Below are 22,746 nucleotides of genomic sequence, written 5' to 3'. Positions count from 1 at the left end.
ATGTCTACAGATTTTAAAGGAAAATTATTTGTGTTTTCAGCACCTTCAGGATCAGGGAAAACAACTATTGTTCGTCATTTACTAAAAGAGCAAAAATTTAATTTAGAATTCTCTATATCGGCAACATCAAGAGAAGCAAGAGGTTTTGAGGTTGATGGTGAAGATTACTATTTTATATCTACAAGAGATTTTAAAGATAAAATTAAAGCAGATGAGTTTTTAGAGTGGGAAGAAGTATATAGAGACAACTTCTACGGAACTTTAAAAACAGAAGTAGAGCGTATTTGGGCTTTAAATAAACACGTTATTTTTGATATTGATGTAGTTGGCGGTTTGCGTATAAAGCATAAATTTCCAGAAGAAACATTAGCTGTTTTTGTAAAGCCACCTAGTGTTGATGAACTTAAAATTCGCTTGAAGAAAAGAAGTACCGAAAGTGAAGATAAAATTAACATGCGTATTGCTAAAGCATCTGTAGAGTTGGCAACAGCACCTCAGTTTGATAAAATTATAAAAAATTACGAATTAGAAGTTGCTTTAAAAGAAGCTGAAGATTTAGTAAGTAATTTCTTAGAATTAAGTTAAGCAATTTTTCAAAAAAACGTTTTTAAAAAGGTATGAAAAATATCGGATTGTATTTCGGAACTTTTAATCCTGTTCATATAGGGCATTTGATTATTGCAAATCATATGGTTGAAAATTCGGATTTGGACGAAATATGGATGATTGTTACACCTCATAATCCGTTTAAAAAGAAAAGTTCTTTGTTAGATAACCACCACCGGTTAGAAATGGTGTATTTGGCAACGAAAGAATATCCGAAGATTAAACCATCTGATATTGAGTTTAATTTACCACAACCGAATTATACTATAAATACATTAGCACATATTTCAGAAAAACACCCAGATTATAATTTCAATTTAATTATGGGTGAAGACAATTTAAAAAGTTTTCATAAATGGCGAAACTTCGAAGCTATTTTAGAAGACTATAATATTTATGTGTATCCGCGAATATCAGAAGGAATCGTTGACAATCAATTTAAAGAACACGCTAAAATTAATAGAGTAGCAGCTCCAATCGTACAAATATCATCTACTATGATTAGAAAAGGAGTAAAAAATCAAAAAAACATACAGCCGTTGTTGTCTGCAAATGTTTGGACTTATATTGATGAGATGAATTTCTATAAAAAATAGTTTCGAAATTTTTTCGTTGTATATTTGAATCTCAAATTAGTATTAAGGTGGCTAAAATTCAAAATAAGCGAAAGCTTAAACAAAAACTTATTGATAAATACCGATTGGTAATTTTAAATGAAAACACTTTTCAAGAAAAGTTTTCATTAAAATTATCGCGATTAAATGTGTTTGTTTTCGGAGGTTTGTTTTCTGTATTACTTATTGTATTAACATCATTATTAATAGCCTTTACAGGTTTACGAGAATACATACCGGGTTATTCATCTACAGCGTTAAAAAAGAAAGCAACTAGATTAATCTATGAAGCAGATTCTTTAAAAACAAGACTAGCAATTATAGAGCGTTATACCGAAGCATTAAGACCTGTTTTAACGGGTGAAATAGCTCCTGAAAAAATCGATTCGATAAGAACAGATGCTCAGAGTTTTGTAATTGATGAGAGTAAGTTAGAAGCCACAAAACAAGATTCTTTATTTAGAGCAAAAATTGAAGGTAAAGATCGATTTCCTTTGTTAGAAGGTGGTATAGGAAGAGCCAAAGTTGTGTTTTTCTCTCCATTAACAGGTAGCGTTTCACAAAGCTTTAGTATGGATGATAAACATTACGCAATAGATATTGTTGCCCAAACAGGTATTCCTGTAAAGGCAATTGCAGACGGAACTGTAATTTTAGCAGAATGGACAGCTGAAACAGGTTATGTAATAACCATACAACATCCTAATAATTTTATATCAGTATACAAGCATAACGGAACATTGTTAAAGCAACAAGGTGATATTGTAGAATCAGGAGAGGCAATTGCAAGTGTTGGTTCCACGGGAGAGTTAACAACAGGTCCGCATTTACACTTCGAATTATGGAACAACGGGTTTCCTGTTGATCCAACAGATTATGTAGATTTTCAATAGTAAAAATAGAGGAGGTTAAGCGATTATTTTTAATGTAGATAATTGAATTTATTGAACCTAAAATATTAAAAAATTAAGATGAGTATCAAATCTATCCTAGCAATTCCTTTTGCAAAACAAGTACGAAGGCAAGTTTATAAATGGGCCAATAAACCTCATGAAACGCAAGAAAAAGTTTTTCAGTACTTGGTAACAGAAGGTTGTAAAACAGCCTTTGGTCAAGATCATGATTTTATTTCTATCAATAATTACGAGGATTTTAAAAAACGCATTCCAATAAACGATTATGAGGGGTTGCGTACTTATGTAGATAGAATGGTTGCTGGAGAGGAAAATATATTATGGAAAGGAAAACCGTTGTATTTTGCTAAAACTTCAGGAACAACATCTGGTGCTAAATACATTCCTATTACAAAAGAATCTATGCCAACGCATATTACAGCGGCACGAAATGCTTTGTTGTTTTATGCAGCAGAAAAAAACGATGCTAGTTTTGTAAACGGAAAGATGATTTTCTTACAAGGAAGTCCGGTTTTAGAAGATATGAACGGTATAAAATTAGGTCGCTTAAGCGGAATTGCAGCGCATTATGTACCTAATTATTTATTAAAAAACCGCCTGCCAAGTTGGGAAACTAATTGTATTGAAGATTGGGATACGAAGGTTGATAAAGTTGTTGAAGAAACAATAAATGAAGACATGTCTGTAATTAGCGGAATTCCGTCTTGGGTGCAAATGTATTTTGAGAAATTAATTGATAAAACAGGAAAAACGATATCAGAGTTGTTTCCGAATTTTAATTTCTTCGTATATGGAGGTGTAAACTTCGAGCCTTATAAAAATAAATTTGAAGCTTTAATCGGAAAAAAGATTGATTATATAGAGCTGTATCCAGCATCCGAAGGTTTTATAGCTTATCAAGATTCACAAACTGAAAAGGGAATGTTATTACAGTTAAACTCGGGTATTTTTTATGAGTTTATACCGGCAACTGAGTTTTTTGATGAAAATCCAACACGTATTTCTTTAAAGGATGTAAAATTAGGTGTTAATTATGCCATTATTTTAAATACATCTGCAGGTCTTTGGGGATATAATATTGGCGATACTGTTGAGTTTACTTCTTTAAAACCATATAGAATTAAAGTAACCGGTCGTATAAAGCATTTTATTTCTGCCTTTGGCGAACATGTAATTGGTAAAGAAGTAGAAACAGCATTAAACGATGCAATTGTAGGAACTAATGTAAATATAAGTGAGTTTACAGTTGCACCACAAGTAAATCCGGAAAGCGGATTGCCATATCACGAATGGTTTATTGAGTTTGAAAATGAACCTGATAACCTAAAAGAATTAGCGGCTAAAATAGATGCTTCTATGCAAAGCCAAAATGTATATTATTTCGATTTAATCTCTGGTAAAATATTACAACCGTTAATTATTAGAAAGGTTAAGAAAGGCGGATTTCATGAATACATGAAATCGATAGGGAAATTTGGAGGACAGAATAAAATTCCGCAATTATCCGATAATCGTAAAATTGCTGATGTTTTAAAAGAGTTTTTAATTTAAACGTTATTGTGAACGAAGCGAAGCAATCTGTCTAAGGTTATTTCTAAGGCTAGAAATAGATAACTTGGTCGTTTCTTCTCGTAATGACGTGTTATTTGTCATTACGAGGTACGAAGTAATTTGCCTAATGTTATTTCTGCTCTGCAAAGAGATTACTTCGTCATTCTTCCTCGTAATGACGTTTGTATTTTTATTAAATAGAATAAAGAAAACTTTATTCTATTATTTTTTGTTGTAGATTTAAACCCTAACCAAACAAAAAATAAAATGAGTACAACAACTAACGGGGTAACATTAAACTTAGTTCAATTTTTAGAATTTGATACGAATATTCCTGCTGCAAATAAGCCATCAGGACCATTAGTAAATATTTCAGATGTTGAAGGTGGTAACGATACACCATACATGATGACAATATTAGCTTACTTACCAAGTAATACATTAAATCCATTAACAAATACAAATGGTTTGCAATTAAAAGGGGATATCATTTATTTAAATTATTATGGTATTACAGCTACATCTATCTTAAAGAAAGATGGGACTACTGGAACTATAGATTGTAGAGATTTTTGTGTAGAATTTAATTGCACAGAAGAAACTACCGAATATGATTTATATTATGTGCAGTTTACCTATCAAATTAATGATGGAACTTCTGCGGATGCAATTTTAGTAAGAGATGAAGATGAAGATCCAGAAACTGATAGAGGTACTGTAACTATACCAGCGAATGGAGGTCAATAGATTTTTACTTTTTTGTTTTTTTTTAATAAGAATCGTTAGTTTTTCACAAGAAATAAAAACTAACGATTTGGATGCCTTATATAAAAAAGGAAAGGAAATATCTAGTTTAACAGAAAATAAGGCTTTTGTTAAAGCATATAAATATTATAGAGAAAAGAAATATGACTCATGTTATTCGTACAGTAGCAAAGCTTTTTTGAATTTTCATTCAAAAGATGAAAAGAATATTTTAAATTATATACAAGGTGTTAGTGCAATAGAAAAGTCACTATATAAGAAGGCGTTAGGGAATATGTTGCTTGTTTCTGATAAAAGATATGAAAATTTAAAACAACAAAAGTTAGGAAGAATTTACCTTAGTTTAAAAGAATACGATAAAGCGATATTTCATTATAAAACATGGAATAAGAATTCTATAAATGAAACTTTAGATTTAAAAATAGCAGCATATCATAATTTAGGTTTATGTTATATTCATAAAAAAAAATATAAAAAAGCTAAAGAATATTTTAAAAAAGAAATTTCATTAATCTCGGCTATTGATACATTGGCTATAGTGAGAGCTAAGACCGAGTTAGCAAATGTATATTACAATCAATATTTAGATGATGATGCTATTCCTTTATTTAAAGAGGCATATAGTTTAGCAAAATCCTTTTCAAATATTGAATTAAAACAATATGCAGCCAAGAATATGGCTGTAGTAGAAAAGAATAGAAAACGCTTTAAAGAGAGTGTCGATTATTATATAGAATATGGTAAATGGAAAGATTCTATTTGGAGTAGAGATCGAATTTGGGAGCTTACCGAGAAAGATAAAAAAATAGTAGTTGCACAAAAACAACAAGAAATAGCAGTGCAAGATGAGCAAATAAAACGTCAGAAAGTAGTTCAAAAAGGGTTGCTTTTAGGAGCTTCTGGCCTGTTAGTGTTCTTGGGAGGGCTGGCTTTTTTTTATAGGAAATTACAAAGTAAAAATAGGCTTATTACCCAACAGAAAGAGGCTTTAAATGTAGCTAATAATACTAAGAATTATTTATTTTCAGTGGTATCACACGATTTACGTTCGCCTATAAATAGTATAAAAAGGCAGCATCAAAAACTAGCGAAACATATTGTTAATAACGATTTGCCTGCAATTAAGGAAGCTACGAAATCGGCTATTGCAGTTACCGAAAGTACGAGTCATCTATTAAATAATGTATTGCATTGGTCGTTAGAACAAAGTAATATGTTGAATTTCTCTGAAGAAGAACATGTGTTACAACCTGTTATAGAGCATGTGTTGTTCGATTATGAAGATTTAGCAGAAGCGAAAGATATTTTAATTTCTAGTAATTTAGAAAGTGATATTGTTGTTTTGACTGACAAAGAATCATTGAAAATAGTAATTCGGAATTTAATTGACAATTCAATAAAATATATGGATGGTTCTGGGGGTATTTCTGTGAAAACGGAGAAACATTCAGCAACTCATGCATGTATTGAAATTAAAGATTCAGGTATTGGAATATCTGAAGAAAAACTTCGAAAAATTAATGCGTTAAAAGATTTATCTATAGATAAGATAGATCGTTCTAAAGGAATCGGATTAGGTTTGCTTTTATGTCAAACACTAATTAAGAAAAATAACGGAACGTTATTCTTTAAGAGTAAAGAGGGAGTAAGTACCACAGCGATTATATTGTTGCCTTTAGTTTAATTTTATTGTAATACACGTGGTGAAAAAATCATTCGTATTTTTTCACACCTTTTTTGAATTATTTCGTCATTTAAGATGAACCATCCGTCATTGCGAGGCACGAAGCAATCTGTATTTTGGGAGTTCTAAATATTAAGATTGCTTTGTAATTCTTCCTCGTAATGAGCTGACGCTAGTTATTGTGAGCGGAACGAAGTATTATTTTTAGTAAAAATTTAGCATCAGAATAAGTATCTTCGTAAGCGAATACTTTAAACATAAAAACTGATGACTAATTTACGGTTACTACTTTTAGAAGATTTAGATGAGGAGGCTACAGAGATTATTGATTTTTTAGAAGATAATAATTACGAAGTTATTCATGTTAAAAATGCTACTGAAGCTGAAAAAGAAATAAAAAACAGGTTTTTTGACGTTATTCTTCTTGATATTATGATTGACGGAAAACCGGAAGGAATTTCGTTAGGACATCGCTTGAATAAGCAAGGTATAGAAGCCCCTTTTTTATTTTTAACAAGTATGCAAAGTAAATTAGTGTTTGATGAAGCTAAACTTACTAAGCCATATACCTATTTATTAAAACCATTTAACAAATTAGAGTTGTTATATTCATTGGAGTTAGCTCTAGAGAAGTTTCATGAACAGTCAAGTAGTATTAGTTTAAATGATAAAAATGCGATTATAAGTCCGTTTTTTTTATTCGTAAAAAAGAAACGAAGTATTATGAAGGTTGATATACAATCTATTATTTATATAGAAGTAAAAGAAAAATACTGTAAACTGGTTTGTGATGAAGATGATTATCTAATAAAATTATCGTTAACCAAAATTAAAGAATTACTTGGTGATATCGATTTTGCGCAAACTCACAGAAACTATTTGGTGAACACAGCAAAGATTAAAGAGATTTATTTTGAAGATAATTTATTGGTTTTACAAAATAATCACAAAATATTATTTAGTGAACGCTTCAAGAATCAGTTTATAAAGAATAATACTATTTTTAGATAAGAAAGCAGTAAAAAACACAATGTATTTCTCCCCGAAATTAGTTATGTTAATTACCGCTTTTAACTATTTCAAAAGTATACTTCTATTAAGTTTTTTTGTAAAGTAAATCTTTAAATGAATACTATTTAAGTATAAGCGTGTATAGAAATGATATAAACGTTTTTGTTTAAATAATAGTAGAGAAATAAAAAAAAGGAGGTGTAAAATATAATCTCCCTTTTATGGATTATATCTTAAAGCTCCTTTTTTTGAACGTTTTTATTAAGAATGTCACCCCTACGTGTATTCTTAATTAGTCAGTTAAAATAATCCCCTTATTATATCTTAACTGATGTAAATATAATTAGTTATAGTTATTTGTTTGAAACATAATTCTTTAGTGGGTTTAAATAGGGGCGTAACGTGTGATAAAAAGGTATGAGTGTTTTGAGGGGAGAAAAGCTTTTTTTAAATAAAAATGACATTAAATGAAAATTGTATCTACAAATATCGGCGATAAAAAGGAAGTTAATTGGAAAGGAGAAATCATTACTACAGGGATTTTTAAATACCCAGTAACTCCACCTATTTTTTTAGATATAGAAGACGTTGTTGGCGATACTGTATGCGATAGAGAAAACCATGGTGGAATCGATCAGGCGGTCTACGCATATTCTTTAAAGCATTATGAGTATTGGAAAACAATACACCCAAATTTAGATTGGCAATTAGGAATGTTTGGCGAGAACCTAACGATTGATGATTTAGATGAATCGAAACTTCATGTAGGCGATATCTTTAAGGTTGGTGAAACTATTTTAGAGGTAACAAAACCACGCTTGCCTTGTTTAAAATTAGGCGTTCGATTTAATGATATGAAAATGGTAAAACAATTTTGGAAACAAAATTTTCCAGGTCTTTATTTTAAAATAATACAAACTGGTTTTGTGAAAATAGGAGATAAATTTGTGCAAATAAAATCTTTTCCTGAGAATTTAACAATTACGGCTGTTTATCAAAATAAAAGAGTAGAAAAAGAAGTTTAATTCTCTTTTTCTAATTCAAATACTTTTTGAAGCATTTTGTCATCTATCTCGTTTACCTTATATAAACCTTCGTCGCTAAAAAGTTCGCGAGCAATTAATGTTTTTAAGTTTCTTTTAAGTTGATTTTTTGTTTTTTCAGAAAGTCGATAGCTTTTAAGTTTGGCTAAAAATTCATTAGACACTTCATTATTTGTGTCAAAATTATCAATAAAATCGCTAACAGTTGTGTTCTCTAGCTTTTTGCGATTTGTATCTACGTAGGTAAATGCGAAATTATTTAAAGGTCTAAAAAATATGGTAGGAACATAAGTAGAGGTGTCAACAGCAACAAAATGATCGGGAATTATTCCGCCTCCACCAAATACTATTTTACCTTTCGGAGTTGTAAATTTTAAGCTATCAATAGTTTTTATACTATCTCTGTTAAATAATTCACCGTTAGAATACCTATTCTCTAAATCGTTTGCATAAATAGAAGAAGGTGCTTCTTTTGTGTATGGTTTCTGAATAGATCTACCAGTTGGAGTGTAATAGCGAGCCGTTGTTAAACGAACAGCAGAACCATCACCTAAATCCATTTCTTGTTGCACTAATCCTTTACCAAAAGAACGACGCCCGATGATAATTCCTTTATCGTTGTCTTGTAAAGCACCCGCAACAATTTCTGAAGCCGAAGCAGAGTTTTCATCAATTAAAACATACAAACCACCTTTTTCAAAATCACCTTTATTGGTAGCAAAAGATTCATTAATGTCTCCTTTATTATTTTTTGTGAAAACGATTAATTTATCATCTTCTAAAAACTCATCAACAATACTATTAGCAATATCAATAAATCCACCACCATTTCCACGAAGATCGAGTACTAAATCGGTCATTCCGGTTTCTTTAAGAGCATCTAAAGATGTTTTAAATTCTCGGTAAGAATTACGTGCAAAACGGTTTAACTTTATGTAGCCAATACTGTCGTTTAGCATGTAGGCAATATCAACACTTTTAATATTTACTTTGCCTCTGTTTATGGTTACATTAAAAATACTATCAGTTGTTTTCCTGTAAATTTGAACGTCTACCTTTGTGTTTGGTTTCCCTTTTAGGGCTTTCATTATTTGAGGAGTTTGTAGGTTTTTACCATACAAAGTATCTTTATTTGCCATTAAAATCCTGTCACCAGCTTTAACACCTTCTTTAATACTTGGTCCTCCTTTAATTGGTGAAATAACGGTAATAGTATCGCCAATTACACGAAATTGTACACCGATTCCTACAAAATTACCTTGCATGTTTTCGGTAATTAGTTGTAGATTTTCTTTTGGAATATATACTGAATGCGGATCTAATTTACCTAGCATTTCGGTAATTGCTCCGTCTAGTAATTCATCAGTATTTACATTATCAACATAATCACTCTGAATATAATCAATGAGTCGTTTTATCTTTTTTTCGCTGGATGAGCTTTTGCCGATAAAATTAGTTGAGCTTCCATTACTAAAAAAAGTTCCGATAAGAATACCGAAAACTACGGCGATTGAAAAATATATAGGGAGGTTATTCTTGTTCATAAGGTAAATTGGTTAATTCAACACCTGCTTTTTCTAAAAAATCGACTCCAGAAGAATCTTTGTAAGCTTCAGCATATACAACACGTTTTATGCCTGCTTGGTGTATTAATTTGCTGCATTGTTGGCAAGGAGAAAGTGTAATGTATAAAGTAGCTCCTTTGCATGATTGTGTAGAGGCAGCAACTTTTAAAATAGCATTGGCTTCGGCATGTAAAACATACCACTTTGTATAGCCTTCTTCGTCTTCACAATAATTTTCAAATCCTGATGGCGTACCGTTGTATCCGTCAGAAATTATCATACGATCTTTAACAATTATGGCACCTACTTGTTTACGTTTACAATGCGATAATTTACCCCATTCTTGGGCCATTTTTAAATAGGCTTTGTCGTATTTTAATTGTTTTTTGCTCAAAATTAAAGTTGTGTGAAGTGCTAATATAGGTAGATTAAAAAAGGTGTATGGTTAAACTTTTACCAAAAAACGCGGTTTACCATCATTTGAAAAGCAAAACCAATAACGATTGATGAGATAATTAAAATCCAATCGCGACGATTTACACCAAATATAGATTGCGCTAAGGTTCCTATCAATAAAATGATTAAAACGATAATAATCTGTGCAGCTTCTACACCAATTGCGAACTCTAATAAAGGTACAAGTTTATCGGAAGTTTTACCTATCATTATTTTAAAGTAATTCGAGAAACCGAGCCCGTGAATTAATCCGAAGAAAAGGGCAAAAAATAAATTCTGATTTTCTTTTCCTACAGATGCTTTTTTAGCGGTTAATACGTTCATTAAACCGGTTATAAAAATGGTTAACGGAATTAAAAACTCCACCAAATTACTATTCATATTTAAAATTCCGTAAGCCGATAAAGCTAAGGTTATAGAATGCCCAATGGTAAATAATGTGATAAGCCATAATACTTTTGTCCATTGTTTAAATAAGTATACAACGGCAAGTACTATTAAAAATAAAATATGATCGTAAGCTCTAATATCAAGTACATGAAATAAGCCCATTTTAAAGTAGAAAATAAATTCGTTCATTCGGGGTTTTTAAATTTTTATTTGTCGGTCTATTTGTTGGTCTAAAGATATAAAAGTTTCTGTTCTTGAAACCCCTTTTATGTTCTGAATATCTTTATTTAACAAATGCATTAAATCTTCGTTGTTTTTACATAGTATTTTAATAAAAATAGCATAGTTACCAGTTGTATAGTGGCTTTCAACAATTTCAGGAATTTCTTTTAAACGTTTTATTGCTGATGAATACATGCTAGATGAATCTAAAAAAACACCTACAAAAGCAGTTGTGTTATAACCTAAAGCTTTAGGATTTAGCACCATTTTATAACCGTCGATTAAATCGGAAGCTTCTAGTTTTCGTAAACGTTGATGAATTGCAGCTCCTGAAATTCCTACTTCACGAGCAATGCTTAAAATAGGCGTACGAGCATCTGCAACCAATCGTTTGATAATGATTTTATCAATTCCGTCAATCTTTAATTTCTTAATCATACGGCAAAAATAAGAAAAGTTTAATTATCAATAAAAAACAATAAATTATTGTTTTTCGATAATTTTATTATATTTGCAGTGTAAATGAATTTAGGACTAAATGTTAATCCGTCATTCTGAATTTATTTCAGAATCACATTCTTATAGTAAACTGTAGTTTTGATGTGAACCTGAAACAAGTTCAGGTTGACGTAATCTAAATTATTAAAACGGATATAGAATCAAAAAAATATAAAATGAAAACAAATCAATTATTAAAAGCGATGAAATTTATTTCTTGGGCAGTATTTATCGGCTTATTGATAAAAGCCGGAACTATGCTGTTTTTATACTTTTTAAGTATTGGTACTCCTGAGGTGTCAAGAAATTTATTTGAAGGACTAAACTTAAACGAATACTACAATTATAGTTTTTGGCAATACACGCTTATTGTAAGTTATAAAGTATTGTTGTTTGCAACCGAAGCTTACATCGCGTTTTTAGTGATTAAATTATTGAGTAGTTTAAATTTACAAAACCCTTTTAACGTAGCGGTTTTAATGTTGATGAACAGAATTAGTTATACCATTTTTGGCTTATGGATTTTAGCAATAATACACAATACACATGTTCAGTTTTTAGCAAAACGCTATGATTTTACGATGGACTTATTTTCGAGTGATTTTATCTTTTTAGCAGGAATCATTTTTATTTTTGCACAAATTGTGAAAAGAGGAATTGAAATTCAATCAGAAAACGATTTAACAATATAAATTATGAGAAAATTATACATTCTAAAAAGCTTGGTTGACTTTCTGTTTATTACTACAAGTTGCGTAGTTCCTTTTTTAATTTTAGGAATTCCAGCGGTTTTTATACTGTCAGAAAATATTACAAGTGATTTTTTAAAGATAGATATCGCCGAAAGTGTAACGATACTACACAAAGTTTTCCTTGCTATTTTTTTACTTTCTTATCTGTTGATTTATTACACAGTTTATAAATTCAGATTGGTTTTAAATGAATTTGTTCGTGCTCGAATTTTTACAGAAAAAGTAATTGCAAACTTAAAATCAGCAGGAAATATTTTAATGATAGCAGGTTTATTAATGATTATAAGTGAAGTTGGGTTAAAACTAGTTATTGAATCTAGAATAAGTTTTGATTTCGGAATTAGCGCACATTATTTATGTATTTGCTTCGGGTTGTTTTTTGTGGTGCTTTCTGAAATTTTTAAAGTATCTAAAAACTTGAAACAAGAAAACGATCTAACCATTTAAATTATGAAAACGACATTAAATATTTTAAAGGTTTTTTGTACCTTATTAGTAATAAGCGCATTTTTAGATTTTGTAAAAAGATTACATAAAGTGCTGTATTATTTTTTTAATAATGATAGTGAACGATCGTTATTATTCAATATGCAAATACCCGAAAATTGGTCTGATACTGTTTATAATATTTTAGCGGTTATTTCTTTAGGTTTAATAACTTATATGGTGCTGCTATTAGTTGATTTTAGACAAGTAATTTTTAATTTTTCAAAAGCAAAAGTGTTTACAGAAGAAAACAGTAAAAAACTTAGAGCAATAGGAAAAGGATTAATTATTTACGGAATCGTAATTGCAAGTTTAGATATTATATTAGGTGTGTTAATTTCCGATTCGTCATATAGTTTAACACCAGGTAATTCTCCTTCTAACTCAGGCTATGAGTTCGGACATATTATAGGAGTAACAATAAGTAAGCGTTTACCTATATTTTTAGTAGCATTATTTATTCAGTTTATTTCTTTTATTTTAGTTAAAGGAAATGAGTTGCAAGATGAAAACGATCTAACCATATAAGTATGCCGATAATTGTAAACTTAGATGTAATGCTTGCTAAACGCAAGATGAAAAGTAAGGATTTGGCAGAAATTGTGGGGATAACTACGGCAAATTTATCCATCTTAAAATCAGGAAAAGCTAAGGCAATTCGATTTTCAACTTTAGAGGCAATTTGTAAAGCTTTAGAATGTCAGCCAGCAGATATTTTAGAATTTGTAGAAGACTAAAACCACAGATGTATTACTTTTACAAACATGTATGCACTTGTAGATTGTAATAATTTTTATGCCTCTTGCGAACGGGTTTTTAATCCGAATCTGAAAGGAAAACCAGTTGCTGTTTTAAGCAATAATGATGGCTGTGTAATTGCGATGAGCGACGAAGCTAAAAAATTACAACTTCCGTTTGGTGCACCAATTTTTAAATGGAATCAGTTTTGTAAGAATAACAATATTACCGTATTATCGTCTAATTATCCGTTATACGGAGATATGAGTGCGCGGGTTATGAAAACACTCGAGCAGTTTTCTCCAGATATCGAAGTGTATTCTATCGATGAAGCTTTTTTGCAGTTTAAAGGTTTTGAGAATTATAATCTACAAGAATACGGAACGCAAATTAGAAGTAGAGTTTTACAATGGACGGGAATTCCGACTTGCGTAGGTATTGCACCAACCAAAGCATTAACTAAAATAGCGAATAAGATTGCGCGTAAATATCCGAAGGAAACAAAGGGAGTGTATGTAATAGATTCTGATGAAAAAAGGATAAAAGCGTTAAAATGGACGGCGATAGAAAACGTTTGGGGAATAGGAAGTCGCTTAGCAAAAAAACTACAAGCAAAAGGTTGTATAAAAGCCTATGATTTTACACAGTTAGATGATAATTGGGTACGCAAAAACTTATCAATTACGGTTTGGAAATTGAAAAAAGATTTAGAAGGTATTTCTAAAATAATATTAGATGAACCGGTTACCAAAAAAGCAATTGCGACCACCCGAAGTTTCGAATATACTTTTTCTGATATTGATAATATAAAAGAAAGAATTTCAACCTTTGCAGCTAGTTGTGCCGAGAAATTACGAAAACAAAATTCAAGTTGCCACATGGTTATGGTTGTGTTGCACAGCGATCGCCATAAAAAAGATAGCGAACAACATCGTGCAAGTAGAACGGTTGTTTTTTCATATCCAACAGATTCAACTTTAACAATAAGCAAAAGTGCGGTAGAAGCCGTAAAAACTATTTTTAAAAAAGGCGTAAAGTATAAGCGAGCAGGAGTTATTGTAACAGGATTAGTGCCTTCAGATAATTATCAAATAAATATGTTTGAAACTGAAAATCCGAAGCATAAACCGTTAATGCAAGCGATTGATAAAATAAATCAGACTTTTAAGTCAGATAAGGTTAAATTAGCAAATCAAGATTTACAACGAACTTGGAAAATGCGCCAAGAGCGATTGTCGCCAAAATACACCACAAATATTAACGATATTATTACGGTAAAATAAATTTATGAACACATCAGAAACATTAACTTTTTTTTCACCTAAAGAAATGGGTAAAACAGCAGGTACAATTTTTAAGGATATTGGTATTTCTGCTGGATTTCCTTCTCCTGCGGATGATTTTAGAGAAACGCGTATTTCGTTAGATGAAGAGTTGATACGAAATAAAGAAGCTACTTTTTTTGCAAAAGTTAGTGGCCAATCTATGATTGGTGCCGGATTAGATGATAATGATTTATTGGTAATTGATAGAAGTATAGCGCCAGAAAATAATAAAATAGCAGTCTGCTTTTTAGATGGCGAGTTTACTGTAAAGCGATTAAGAGTAGAAAAAGATGAGGTTTGGTTACAACCCGAAAATCCGAATTACCCAATAATTAAAATAACAGCAGAGAATAATTTTGTTATTTGGGGAATTGTTACCAGCGTAATAAAAAAAGTATAACAAAAAAATCCAGCAAATTTGCTGGATTTTTTTATTGACTCTAGTGCGAATTATTATTCACAAAATTCATCATAAGCACCTGCTAAGTTCTGAGCAATAGCTTGTGCTGAGTGTCCTTCGATATGGTGACGCTCTAACATGTGTACTAAGTTACCATCTTTAAACAAGGCAATTGCAGGAGATGACGGAGGAAAAGGAACCATAAGTTCTCTTGCTCTAGCAGTAGATTCTTTTTCTACACCTGCAAAAACAGTTGTTAAGTTAGTAGGAGTTTTATCAGCTCCTAAAGAAGCAATTGCTCCTGGTCTTGCAGTACCTGCTGCACAACCACAAACAGAGTTAACCATTACTAAAGTTGTTCCTTTTTTTGCTAAAGCTGTATCAACATCTTTGGCAGTATATAAAGCGTCAAAACCAGCATCGATTAATTGGTCACGCATCGGTTTTACTAATTCTTCTGGGTACATAATTTTTTATTAAATAATTTAGGCAAAGATACTTTATTTAAAAGCAAGAGTCAAGCCTAAACAAATCGGCTTTTTTGTAAGTAGTTAATAGTATATTTACACCTTTAAAATTTAAGAATGGGAAAGTTTGCAAAGTGGCTTGGAGCCGGAGCAGGATTTACAATGGGTGGTCCGATAGGAGCGATTATAGGATTTGCTGTAGGTAGTTTTATTGATGGTGTATCTGTTGAAGACTTTATGCAGGAACAACAAGAATACCAAAAACAATCTAAACCACAACAAAGAGGAAGGGCGACGTCTGGTGATTTTGAAATTACATTGCTAATTTTAGCATCTGTTGTTATTAAAGCAGATGGTAAAGTTGATAAGCGAGAGTTAGATTATGTGCGCATGCATTTCGTAAAAATGTACGGAAAAGAACGTGCAAATCATGCGTTTAAATTGTTTAACGGAATTATTAAAAGGAAAATATCAACGCGTCAGGTGTGTTTGCAAATCCGTCAACACATGTCGCATTCTTCACGTTTGCAACTGTTACACTTTTTATTCGGAATAGCTAAGGCGGACGGACAAGTAACAGCGTCTGAAGAAGAGGAAATTAGAAAAATTTCAAGCTATTTATATATCAACGAGTATGATTATTCATCAATAAAAGCTATGTTTTATAACGAAGTTGATGGTGCTTATAAGATGTTAGAAATAACAAAATCGGCTACCAATGATGAGTTAAAGAAGGCTTACCGAAAAATGGCTAAAAAATACCATCCTGATAAATTAGAAGGTTTAGGAGAGGAGCATAAAGAGGGGGCCAAAGAAAAATTTCAAAACATTCAAGCTGCCTACGAACAAATAAAAAAAGAACGTGGACTTGCTTAATTTTTAGATGTTATTAATTATTTATAACAATCAATTGAGGCTTTGTGTTGGGTCGTCTTGTCTATTTTTTTTGAAGAGTTTTATTTAAGCTTTATTTAAGCTTTATTTAAGTTGTATTGTTTAAATTTGCACTTTAAAATTAACTTTATCCAATCAATAAAATTTAATATAAAGTATGAACTTAGAAGAATTGTATAAAAAGACAAAATCTAAAGCTATAATTTTAATTGATAAAAATGGAGAAATTGTTAAGTCTTATAGCGATGTTAATTATGAGAAGGCTGAGGATTTTTCTGCTGTTACAATGGTGGTGTCTAATATGTTAGATAATTTTTTCACAGAAGTGTTGTTAATAAAACCACTTACAGAAATGATTGTTAAAACAGAAAAACATCATTTTTATATAACAAAATGTGACGCTGATCATGTTTTATGTGTCTTATCTGATAGTGCAATTAATACAAGTTTAATAAGTCTTTCTTTAAAAAAGATAAATTTTATAAAATAAATAAATAATAAAAACCAATTAAAATGACAGAAATTTTAAACGAACTAGTAAAGAATATAAGTAAAAATGTTCCTGGTTATGTTGCTTTAAGTGTTACTGAAATTGAGACAGGACAAACATTAGTAGCGGACAGTTCGGACAGTAGTTTTGATGTTAATTTAGCTTCTGCTTATAATTTAGAAGTTGTAAAAGCAAAATTAAGTGCAATTGAGGTTTTAGGAATAGATGAAGAAATTAAAGACATCACCATTACCCTAACTAGTCAAATACATATTATAAATATAGCGCCAAGTGGTGGATACTTTATTTATTTAGCTATTGACTCTAGTAAAGCAAATATAGCAATTACTAAAACGTTATTGAATAAATATAAAGCTCAATTAAACGATGCCATATAAACCTGTTAATTTAGGAGGTTATGTAATTGACGCGAAACTGAAGCCTATTTTAGAATTCGCTCAAGAAGAGTATAAAAAGATAATTGGGGTACCTGTTGAAGATATAGTTGTCGATAAAAAATCTAAAGGTAAGAAGAAAAGAAAAATGTCTGAAAAGGTATTAGACTTTTTATTTGAGCCTAAATACGATAACGCTTTAAAAGTTTTTCCTAAAAAAAGTAAAAATTAAAATTACTTTTTATTCTACATATCAAAAATAGATAAAAACACTTCATTAATGAGGTGTTTTTTTATGTGGTAAACCTTACAATTACAAGAAAATACGTAATTTCGCCAATTCAATTAATACAATTACAAAATGAGTACGAAGTTTACTGAATACAAAGGGCTTAACTTGCCAAATGTTGCTGATGAAATTCTTAATTACTGGAAAGAAAACAACATTTTTGAAAAAAGTATAACTACCCGTGATGATAATAAGCCGTTTATCTTTTTTGAAGGGCCACCTTCAGCAAATGGTTTGCCGGGTATTCACCACGCAATGGGACGTACCATTAAAGATATTTTTTGCCGCTACAAAACTTTAAAAGGGTTTCAAGTAAAGCGTAAAGCTGGTTGGGACACTCATGGTTTACCGGTGGAACTTGGTGTTGAAAAAGAATTAGGAATTACCAAAGAAGATATCGGAACAAAAATTACGATAGAAGAATATAATATTGCTTGTAAAAAAGCAGTAATGAAGTACACTGATATTTGGAATACACTTACCGAAAAAATGGGGTATTGGGTAGATATGGAAGATCCATATGTTACCTATAAACCAAAATATATGGAAACTGTTTGGTGGTTGTTAAAGCAAATCTACAATAAAGATTTGATGTACAAAGGGTACACGATACAACCATATTCACCAAAAGCAGGAACGGGTTTAAGTTCTCATGAGGTAAATCAACCAGGAGCATATCAAGATGTTACTGATACGACTGTTGTAGCACAGTTTAAAGCTGTTACCGAAACGTTACCAGGTATTTTACAAAACGGAAGTGATGTTCATATTTTAGCATGGACAACCACTCCGTGGACATTACCAAGTAATACCGCTTTAACAGTTGGACCAAAAATTGATTATGTTTTAGTAAAAACATTTAACCAATATACTTTTGAACCTACGCAAGTAATTTTAGGAAAACCTTTAGTGGCAAAACAATTTGCTGGAAAGAAATTTAAAGCGGTTGAAAATGAAGCAGATTTAGCAAATTATAAAGCTGAAGATAAACAGATTCCATATTTCATTGCAGAAGAATGTAAAGGAGCTGATTTAGTAGGTACAAAATACGAACAGTTGTTACCGTATGTTTTACCACATGAAAATCCAGAAGAAGCTTTTAGAGTAATTCCGGGAGATTTTGTTACTACTGAAGATGGAACAGGAATTGTACACACCGCACCAACTTTTGGAGCCGATGATGCTATTGTTTGTAAAGATGCAGGTATACCACCAATGTTGGTAAAAGATGCGAATGATAACCTAGTGCCTTTAGTAGATTTACAAGGTAAATTTACCAAAGATGTGGGCGAGTTTGCAGGGATGTATGTTAAAAACGAATATTATGCTGATGGTGAAGCACCAGAAAAATCGGTAGATGTTCAAATAGCCATCAAATTAAAAGAAGAAAATAAAGCCTTTAAGGTAGAGAAATATGTGCACAGTTATCCACATTGTTGGAGAACCGATAAACCTATTTTATATTATCCATTAGATTCTTGGTTTATAAAAGTAACCGATGTTAAAGAACGCATGCACTCTTTAAACGAAGAAATTAATTGGAAACCTGAGTCAACAGGAACAGGTCGTTTTGGTAATTGGTTAAAAAATGCCAATGATTGGAACTTATCACGTTCTCGTTTTTGGGGAATTCCATTACCAGTTTGGAGAACAGAAGATGGTAAGGAAGCTAAAATAATGGGTTCTGTAGCAGAGTTAAAACAAGAAATGCAAAAGGCTGTTGCTGCTGGCGTAATGACTGAAGATATTTTTGCTGATTTTAAAATCGGAAACATGTCAGATGAAAATTACGATACCGTTGATTTACATAAAAATGTAGTAGATAAAATCACGTTAATTTCTGATTCAGGACAACCAATGCAACGTGAATCAGACTTAATTGATGTTTGGTTTGATTCTGGCTCTATGCCGTATGCACAATGGCATTACCCGTTTGAAAATAAAGAATTGGTAGAAAAAGGTTGGAAAACAGCCGATTTTATTGCTGAAGGAGTAGATCAAACTCGTGGATGGTTTTATACCTTACACGCCATTGCAACCATGGTTTTTGATGATAAAGCCTACAAAAATGTAGTGTCTAATGGATTGGTGTTAGATAAAAACGGACAAAAAATGTCGAAGCGTTTAGGTAATGGAGTAGATCCGTTTACAACGTTAGATAAATACGGGCCTGATGCCACGCGTTGGTACATGATATCAAACGCAAATCCTTGGGATAATTTAAAGTTCGATTTAGATGGAATTACCGAAGTTAGTAGAAAGTTTTTCGGAACACTTTACAATACCTATTCATTCTTTAGCTTATACGCAAACTTAGATAATTTCAATTACAGCGAAGCTGAGGTTCCTTTAAATGAAAGACCAGAAATTGATCGTTGGATTTTATCAGAATTAAATACATTGGTTCAAAAAGTAGATGTTTTTTATGCAGAATATGAACCAACAAAAGCAACGAGAGCAATCTCTGATTTTGTGCAAGACCATTTAAGTAACTGGTATGTGCGTTTATGTAGAAGACGTTTTTGGAAAGGAGAATATGCACAAGATAAAATATCAGCATATCAAACCTTATATACTTGTATGTTAACGGTTGCTAAATTAGCATCGCCAGTAGCACCATTTTTTATGGATAAGTTATATAAAGATTTAATTAGCACAACGAATATCGAAGGATTTGAAAGTGTGCATTTAGCAGAATTTCCAAAATACGATGCTAATTTAATTGATAAGTCTTTAGAGCGTAAAATGGAAAATGCGCAAACAATATCTTCATTAGTTTTATCGTTAAGAGCTAAAGAAAAGATAAAAGTACGTCAACCATTACAAAAAATCATGATTCCAGTTTTAGATGCGACTCAAAAAGAAGAAATTTTAGCAGTTGCTGATTTAATAAAATCAGAAGTAAATGTTAAAGAAATAGAGTTGTTAGATGATGCTTCAGGTATTTTAGTAAAACAAATAAAACCAAACTTTAAAGCTTTAGGGCCAAAGTTTGGTAAAGATATGAAGTTGATTGCTAGTGAGATACAGAGATTTACGCAAGAAGATATCATTAAAATAGAAAAAGAAGGAACTATTTCTGTTGAGATTAATGATAAAATGATTAATTTAGAAACCGCAGATGTAGAGATTTTATCGAAAGACATTGAAGGTTGGTTAGTGGCAAACGCAGAGGGTTTAACCGTTGCTTTAGATGTTACAATAAACGAAGATTTACGTAAAGAAGGTGTTGCTAGAGAATTGATAAATAGAATTCAGAATGCACGTAAAGAAACCGGTTTAGAAGTAACAGATAAAATAAAATTAACCATTTTAAATTCTAATGATTTACAAGAATCTGTAACTGCAAATGAAAATTATATAAAAGCAGAAACATTAACAAATGAGTTATTATTTGTTGATGACTTAAAAGATGGTATAGAAATTGAGTTTGATACCATAAAAAGTAAAATGTTAATAGAAAAAGCATAACATTATGGACGAGGTTAAAATGAAATTTTCGGATAGTGATTTACAGGAGTTTAAAGAAATCATTTTAAAGAAAATACAACATTCAGAAGAAGATTTAAAATTAATTCAATCTTCTTACAAAAATGGTTCAGATAACGGTACGGATGATACTTCACCGTCATTTAAATCGTTTGATGACGGTTCAGATACGATGGCAAAAGAAGCAAATACGCAATTAGCTATTCGTCAAGAAAAATTTATTCGCGACTTAAAAAACGCACTAGTTCGTATCGAAAATAAAACATACGGAATTTGTAGAGTTACTGGTAAATTAATTCAGAAAGAACGTTTAAAGTTAGTTCCTCACGCTACATTAAGTATCGAGGCGAAACGTAAACAATAGCGTTTTGTATAATTATAACAATAACAAGAAACCTCTTTTTAGAGGTTTCTTTTGCTTTAGACCTTTTTGTGTAATTATTTTCTTGTTCGCCAATTTAACTTTCTTCGCACAAGAAAAATTACTTAAAAAAAGCACTTTTCAATCAGAAGAAATAGAAATAATTACGGATGGACTGGATGATGTAACTATAGAGAATTCATTAAGCAATCAGATAGAAGTTGTTTTGTTAGATGAAAACCCGAATACGCATACCATTTTTATAAACGAACAAAGTGGCGTTTTAAAAGTAAGTTTTAAGCTTAATTTTAATATATTTAAGGAACCTGTTTTTAGAAAGTATATTACGCAACGACTGCAAAGAGCTACTACTATAATTAAAATTCCGAATCATAAAACCGTAAATATCTACGGAAAAACAATTGATATTACTTCTAAGGATTATAAAGGGGATTTAAAAATTTACATAGACAACGGAAACGTGAAGCTAAACGAAATAAAGGGAAATACTGCTATTAAATTGTTTTCAGGTAACGTTTACGGTAGGATAAAAAAAGCCACTGCTATAAATATAGAAACGAATAATGGAGAAATTCATGTAAATAAAAATAACTATAACAAGCAATTTTATTCTAAAAGTAATCCAAAAGCTATTCGTAAATTCAATGTACGTTCTATTAACGCTAATGTTATCTTAATAACAGAATAAAAACGAATACTTTTCTTATTTTAGCTGCTGTTAAATTTATAAAATGTCTAAAAAAAATATCGCAATACTTACTGTAGTTTTGGCAATTTTAATTGATCAAATTAGTAAAATATATGTTAAAACTCATTTTCAATTAGGAGAAGAGGTGCTTGTTTTTGGTGATTGGTTTAAAATCCATTTTACTGAAAATAATGGTATGGCTTGGGGTTTTGAATTTGGCGGTAGAGCGGGTAAATTATTTTTAACATTGTTTAGAGTTGTTGCAGTTTCTGGTATTATCTACTGGTTATGGCAAACTATTAAAAGGCAAGCTCATACAGGTGTTGTTATCGCTATTGGTTTGGTTCTAGCAGGTGCAATAGGTAATATTATAGATTCAGTTTTTTACGGAGTAATTTTTGATAGTTCGTATCATAATGTAGCAACATTATTTTCAGACAAACCTTACGGCGATTTGTTTTATGGAAAAGTTGTAGATATGCTATATTTTCCGATGTATCAAGGAGAAAGTTTTACTTTCTTTAATGCAATTTTTAACGGTGCCGATTCTTGGATAACTATTGGCGTTGTGTTGTTGTTTATATTTAATAAAGAGGCTTTTCCGAAAGAAGAAGAAACTACTGCCTAAATTA

General features: G+C 31.0%; 27 protein-coding genes. 22 read left to right on the top strand and 5 right to left on the bottom strand.

The window, feature by feature from the left end; translation table 11 throughout:
* The 8 genes from gmk (at position 1) to P2G10_RS07165 (ending at position 8,170) form a co-directional block, all read left to right on the top strand.
* On the top strand, positions 1-585 hold the full coding sequence (gmk, locus tag P2G10_RS07200) for a guanylate kinase (RefSeq protein WP_275315890.1): 585 nt from the start codon (positions 1-3) through the stop codon (positions 583-585).
* A gap of 32 nt (positions 586-617) precedes the next feature.
* Positions 618-1,202, top strand: coding sequence for a nicotinate (nicotinamide) nucleotide adenylyltransferase (gene nadD / locus P2G10_RS07195; RefSeq protein WP_218771586.1), 585 nt, complete (start codon positions 618-620; stop codon positions 1,200-1,202).
* A 47-nt stretch (positions 1,203-1,249) separates the two neighbouring features.
* Positions 1,250-2,113, top strand: a complete 864-nt coding sequence (locus tag P2G10_RS07190) for a M23 family metallopeptidase (protein ID WP_275315888.1) — start codon at positions 1,250-1,252, stop codon at positions 2,111-2,113.
* Positions 2,114-2,191: 78 nt separating this feature from the next.
* Positions 2,192-3,685, top strand: a complete 1,494-nt coding sequence (locus P2G10_RS07185) for a GH3 auxin-responsive promoter family protein (RefSeq protein ID WP_275315887.1) — start codon at positions 2,192-2,194, stop codon at positions 3,683-3,685.
* A gap of 267 nt (positions 3,686-3,952) precedes the next feature.
* On the top strand, positions 3,953-4,432 hold the full coding sequence (locus tag P2G10_RS07180) for a hypothetical protein (RefSeq protein WP_218771583.1): 480 nt from the start codon (positions 3,953-3,955) through the stop codon (positions 4,430-4,432).
* A gap of 67 nt (positions 4,433-4,499) precedes the next feature.
* A complete protein-coding gene (locus tag P2G10_RS07175) occupies positions 4,500-6,134 on the top strand; it encodes a sensor histidine kinase (protein ID WP_275315886.1) in 1,635 nt (544 codons plus the stop codon).
* A gap of 267 nt (positions 6,135-6,401) precedes the next feature.
* Positions 6,402-7,145, top strand: a complete 744-nt coding sequence (locus P2G10_RS07170) for a LytR/AlgR family response regulator transcription factor (protein ID WP_275315884.1) — start codon at positions 6,402-6,404, stop codon at positions 7,143-7,145.
* 467 nt (positions 7,146-7,612) lie between these two features.
* On the top strand, positions 7,613-8,170 hold the full coding sequence (locus P2G10_RS07165) for an MOSC domain-containing protein (RefSeq protein ID WP_275315883.1): 558 nt from the start codon (positions 7,613-7,615) through the stop codon (positions 8,168-8,170).
* Here the strand turns inward: P2G10_RS07165 and P2G10_RS07160 are convergent.
* From P2G10_RS07160 to P2G10_RS07145, 4 genes are read right to left on the bottom strand one after another with little or no spacing between them, the layout of a single operon-like run.
* On the bottom strand, positions 8,167-9,732 hold the full coding sequence (locus tag P2G10_RS07160) for a S41 family peptidase (RefSeq protein WP_275315882.1): 1,566 nt from the start codon (positions 9,730-9,732) through the stop codon (positions 8,167-8,169). The genes P2G10_RS07165 and P2G10_RS07160 overlap by 4 nt on opposite strands.
* Complete coding sequence (locus P2G10_RS07155; RefSeq protein WP_275315909.1) at positions 9,719-10,150, bottom strand: deoxycytidylate deaminase; 432 nt, start codon at positions 10,148-10,150, stop codon at positions 9,719-9,721. The genes P2G10_RS07160 and P2G10_RS07155 overlap by 14 nt, the downstream gene beginning before the upstream one ends.
* A gap of 56 nt (positions 10,151-10,206) precedes the next feature.
* The gene (locus P2G10_RS07150) at positions 10,207-10,788 is read right to left on the bottom strand and encodes a HupE/UreJ family protein (protein WP_275315881.1); all 582 of its coding nucleotides are present in this window, start codon (positions 10,786-10,788) and stop codon (positions 10,207-10,209) included.
* Positions 10,789-10,797: 9 nt separating this feature from the next.
* On the bottom strand, positions 10,798-11,259 hold the full coding sequence (locus tag P2G10_RS07145) for an Lrp/AsnC ligand binding domain-containing protein (protein WP_218771577.1): 462 nt from the start codon (positions 11,257-11,259) through the stop codon (positions 10,798-10,800).
* A gap of 236 nt (positions 11,260-11,495) precedes the next feature.
* On the opposite strand from P2G10_RS07145, the gene P2G10_RS07140 reads away from it, so the two are divergent.
* The 6 genes from P2G10_RS07140 to P2G10_RS07115 are packed head-to-tail and all read left to right on the top strand — an operon-like array spanning position 11,496 to position 15,020.
* Positions 11,496-12,011, top strand: a complete 516-nt coding sequence (locus tag P2G10_RS07140; RefSeq protein ID WP_218771576.1) for a DUF2975 domain-containing protein — start codon at positions 11,496-11,498, stop codon at positions 12,009-12,011.
* 3 nt (positions 12,012-12,014) lie between these two features.
* The gene (locus P2G10_RS07135; protein ID WP_275315880.1) at positions 12,015-12,518 is read left to right on the top strand and encodes a DUF2975 domain-containing protein; all 504 of its coding nucleotides are present in this window, start codon (positions 12,015-12,017) and stop codon (positions 12,516-12,518) included.
* 3 nt (positions 12,519-12,521) lie between these two features.
* A complete protein-coding gene (locus tag P2G10_RS07130) occupies positions 12,522-13,085 on the top strand; it encodes a DUF2975 domain-containing protein (protein ID WP_275315879.1) in 564 nt (187 codons plus the stop codon).
* 2 nt (positions 13,086-13,087) lie between these two features.
* Complete coding sequence (locus P2G10_RS07125) at positions 13,088-13,294, top strand: helix-turn-helix domain-containing protein (RefSeq protein ID WP_218771573.1); 207 nt, start codon at positions 13,088-13,090, stop codon at positions 13,292-13,294.
* Between the two features lie 27 nt (positions 13,295-13,321).
* Positions 13,322-14,578 carry a Y-family DNA polymerase gene (locus P2G10_RS07120; RefSeq protein WP_275315877.1) on the top strand — a complete coding sequence of 419 codons (1,257 nt, stop codon included), beginning with the start codon at positions 13,322-13,324 and terminating at the stop codon, positions 14,576-14,578.
* Positions 14,579-14,582: 4 nt separating this feature from the next.
* Positions 14,583-15,020 (top strand): LexA family protein, encoded by a 438-nt coding sequence (locus P2G10_RS07115; protein WP_218771571.1) that lies wholly within the window; start codon positions 14,583-14,585, stop codon positions 15,018-15,020.
* A gap of 53 nt (positions 15,021-15,073) precedes the next feature.
* On the opposite strand, the gene P2G10_RS07110 is transcribed toward P2G10_RS07115, so the two are convergent.
* Positions 15,074-15,487 carry a BrxA/BrxB family bacilliredoxin gene (locus P2G10_RS07110; protein WP_275315876.1) on the bottom strand — a complete coding sequence of 138 codons (414 nt, stop codon included), beginning with the start codon at positions 15,485-15,487 and terminating at the stop codon, positions 15,074-15,076.
* 117 nt (positions 15,488-15,604) lie between these two features.
* Between P2G10_RS07110 and P2G10_RS07105 the strand changes: the two genes are divergently transcribed.
* The 8 genes from P2G10_RS07105 (at position 15,605) to P2G10_RS07070 (ending at position 22,742) form a co-directional block, all read left to right on the top strand.
* Entirely contained in the window at positions 15,605-16,363 is a 759-nt protein-coding gene (locus P2G10_RS07105) for a TerB family tellurite resistance protein (RefSeq protein WP_275315874.1), read from the top strand.
* 175 nt (positions 16,364-16,538) lie between these two features.
* A complete protein-coding gene (locus P2G10_RS07100) occupies positions 16,539-16,871 on the top strand; it encodes a roadblock/LC7 domain-containing protein (RefSeq protein ID WP_275315873.1) in 333 nt (110 codons plus the stop codon).
* Between the two features lie 23 nt (positions 16,872-16,894).
* Entirely contained in the window at positions 16,895-17,269 is a 375-nt protein-coding gene (locus P2G10_RS07095; protein WP_068702664.1) for a hypothetical protein, read from the top strand.
* Positions 17,259-17,498, top strand: a complete 240-nt coding sequence (locus tag P2G10_RS07090; protein ID WP_068702666.1) for a hypothetical protein — start codon at positions 17,259-17,261, stop codon at positions 17,496-17,498. The genes P2G10_RS07095 and P2G10_RS07090 overlap by 11 nt, the downstream gene beginning before the upstream one ends.
* A 129-nt stretch (positions 17,499-17,627) precedes the next feature.
* Entirely contained in the window at positions 17,628-21,026 is a 3,399-nt protein-coding gene (ileS, locus tag P2G10_RS07085) for an isoleucine--tRNA ligase (protein ID WP_275315871.1), read from the top strand.
* A 4-nt stretch (positions 21,027-21,030) separates the two neighbouring features.
* Positions 21,031-21,408 (top strand): TraR/DksA family transcriptional regulator, encoded by a 378-nt coding sequence (locus P2G10_RS07080; RefSeq protein ID WP_218771567.1) that lies wholly within the window; start codon positions 21,031-21,033, stop codon positions 21,406-21,408.
* A gap of 82 nt (positions 21,409-21,490) precedes the next feature.
* On the top strand, positions 21,491-22,114 hold the full coding sequence (locus P2G10_RS07075; RefSeq protein ID WP_275315870.1) for a DUF4097 family beta strand repeat-containing protein: 624 nt from the start codon (positions 21,491-21,493) through the stop codon (positions 22,112-22,114).
* A 43-nt stretch (positions 22,115-22,157) separates the two neighbouring features.
* A complete protein-coding gene (locus P2G10_RS07070; RefSeq protein ID WP_275315869.1) occupies positions 22,158-22,742 on the top strand; it encodes a lipoprotein signal peptidase in 585 nt (194 codons plus the stop codon).
* Positions 22,743-22,746 lie beyond the last annotated feature (4 nt).

The sequence above is a fragment of the Tenacibaculum bernardetii genome, from assembly GCF_029125915.1.
GTDB classification, from domain to species: domain Bacteria; phylum Bacteroidota; class Bacteroidia; order Flavobacteriales; family Flavobacteriaceae; genus Polaribacter; species Polaribacter bernardetii.
This window is presented reverse-complemented; position numbering and strand designations above follow the sequence as displayed.

What these genes read in the sequence shown, in the direction of transcription:
- P2G10_RS07130 (WP_275315879.1), top strand. Translation starts at nt 12,522, where the DNA reads ATGAAAACGACATTAAATATTTTAAAGGTTTTTTGTACCTTATTAGTA.
- P2G10_RS07170 (WP_275315884.1), top strand. Translation starts at nt 6,402, where the DNA reads ATGACTAATTTACGGTTACTACTTTTAGAAGATTTAGATGAGGAGGCT.
- P2G10_RS07125 (WP_218771573.1), top strand. Translation starts at nt 13,088, where the DNA reads ATGCCGATAATTGTAAACTTAGATGTAATGCTTGCTAAACGCAAGATG.
- P2G10_RS07090 (WP_068702666.1), top strand. Translation starts at nt 17,259, where the DNA reads ATGCCATATAAACCTGTTAATTTAGGAGGTTATGTAATTGACGCGAAA.
- P2G10_RS07080 (WP_218771567.1), top strand. Translation starts at nt 21,031, where the DNA reads ATGGACGAGGTTAAAATGAAATTTTCGGATAGTGATTTACAGGAGTTT.
- P2G10_RS07160 (WP_275315882.1), bottom strand. Translation starts at nt 9,732, where the DNA reads ATGAACAAGAATAACCTCCCTATATATTTTTCAATCGCCGTAGTTTTC.
- P2G10_RS07120 (WP_275315877.1), top strand. Translation starts at nt 13,322, where the DNA reads ATGTATGCACTTGTAGATTGTAATAATTTTTATGCCTCTTGCGAACGG.
- nadD (WP_218771586.1), top strand. Translation starts at nt 618, where the DNA reads ATGAAAAATATCGGATTGTATTTCGGAACTTTTAATCCTGTTCATATA.
- P2G10_RS07145 (WP_218771577.1), bottom strand. Translation starts at nt 11,259, where the DNA reads ATGATTAAGAAATTAAAGATTGACGGAATTGATAAAATCATTATCAAA.
- P2G10_RS07150 (WP_275315881.1), bottom strand. Translation starts at nt 10,788, where the DNA reads ATGAACGAATTTATTTTCTACTTTAAAATGGGCTTATTTCATGTACTT.
- P2G10_RS07100 (WP_275315873.1), top strand. Translation starts at nt 16,539, where the DNA reads ATGAACTTAGAAGAATTGTATAAAAAGACAAAATCTAAAGCTATAATT.
- ileS (WP_275315871.1), top strand. Translation starts at nt 17,628, where the DNA reads ATGAGTACGAAGTTTACTGAATACAAAGGGCTTAACTTGCCAAATGTT.
- P2G10_RS07165 (WP_275315883.1), top strand. Translation starts at nt 7,613, where the DNA reads ATGAAAATTGTATCTACAAATATCGGCGATAAAAAGGAAGTTAATTGG.
- gmk (WP_275315890.1), top strand. Translation starts at nt 1, where the DNA reads ATGTCTACAGATTTTAAAGGAAAATTATTTGTGTTTTCAGCACCTTCA.
- P2G10_RS07110 (WP_275315876.1), bottom strand. Translation starts at nt 15,487, where the DNA reads ATGTACCCAGAAGAATTAGTAAAACCGATGCGTGACCAATTAATCGAT.
- P2G10_RS07095 (WP_068702664.1), top strand. Translation starts at nt 16,895, where the DNA reads ATGACAGAAATTTTAAACGAACTAGTAAAGAATATAAGTAAAAATGTT.
- P2G10_RS07070 (WP_275315869.1), top strand. Translation starts at nt 22,158, where the DNA reads ATGTCTAAAAAAAATATCGCAATACTTACTGTAGTTTTGGCAATTTTA.
- P2G10_RS07105 (WP_275315874.1), top strand. Translation starts at nt 15,605, where the DNA reads ATGGGAAAGTTTGCAAAGTGGCTTGGAGCCGGAGCAGGATTTACAATG.
- P2G10_RS07115 (WP_218771571.1), top strand. Translation starts at nt 14,583, where the DNA reads ATGAACACATCAGAAACATTAACTTTTTTTTCACCTAAAGAAATGGGT.
- P2G10_RS07180 (WP_218771583.1), top strand. Translation starts at nt 3,953, where the DNA reads ATGAGTACAACAACTAACGGGGTAACATTAAACTTAGTTCAATTTTTA.
- P2G10_RS07185 (WP_275315887.1), top strand. Translation starts at nt 2,192, where the DNA reads ATGAGTATCAAATCTATCCTAGCAATTCCTTTTGCAAAACAAGTACGA.
- P2G10_RS07135 (WP_275315880.1), top strand. Translation starts at nt 12,015, where the DNA reads ATGAGAAAATTATACATTCTAAAAAGCTTGGTTGACTTTCTGTTTATT.
- P2G10_RS07140 (WP_218771576.1), top strand. Translation starts at nt 11,496, where the DNA reads ATGAAAACAAATCAATTATTAAAAGCGATGAAATTTATTTCTTGGGCA.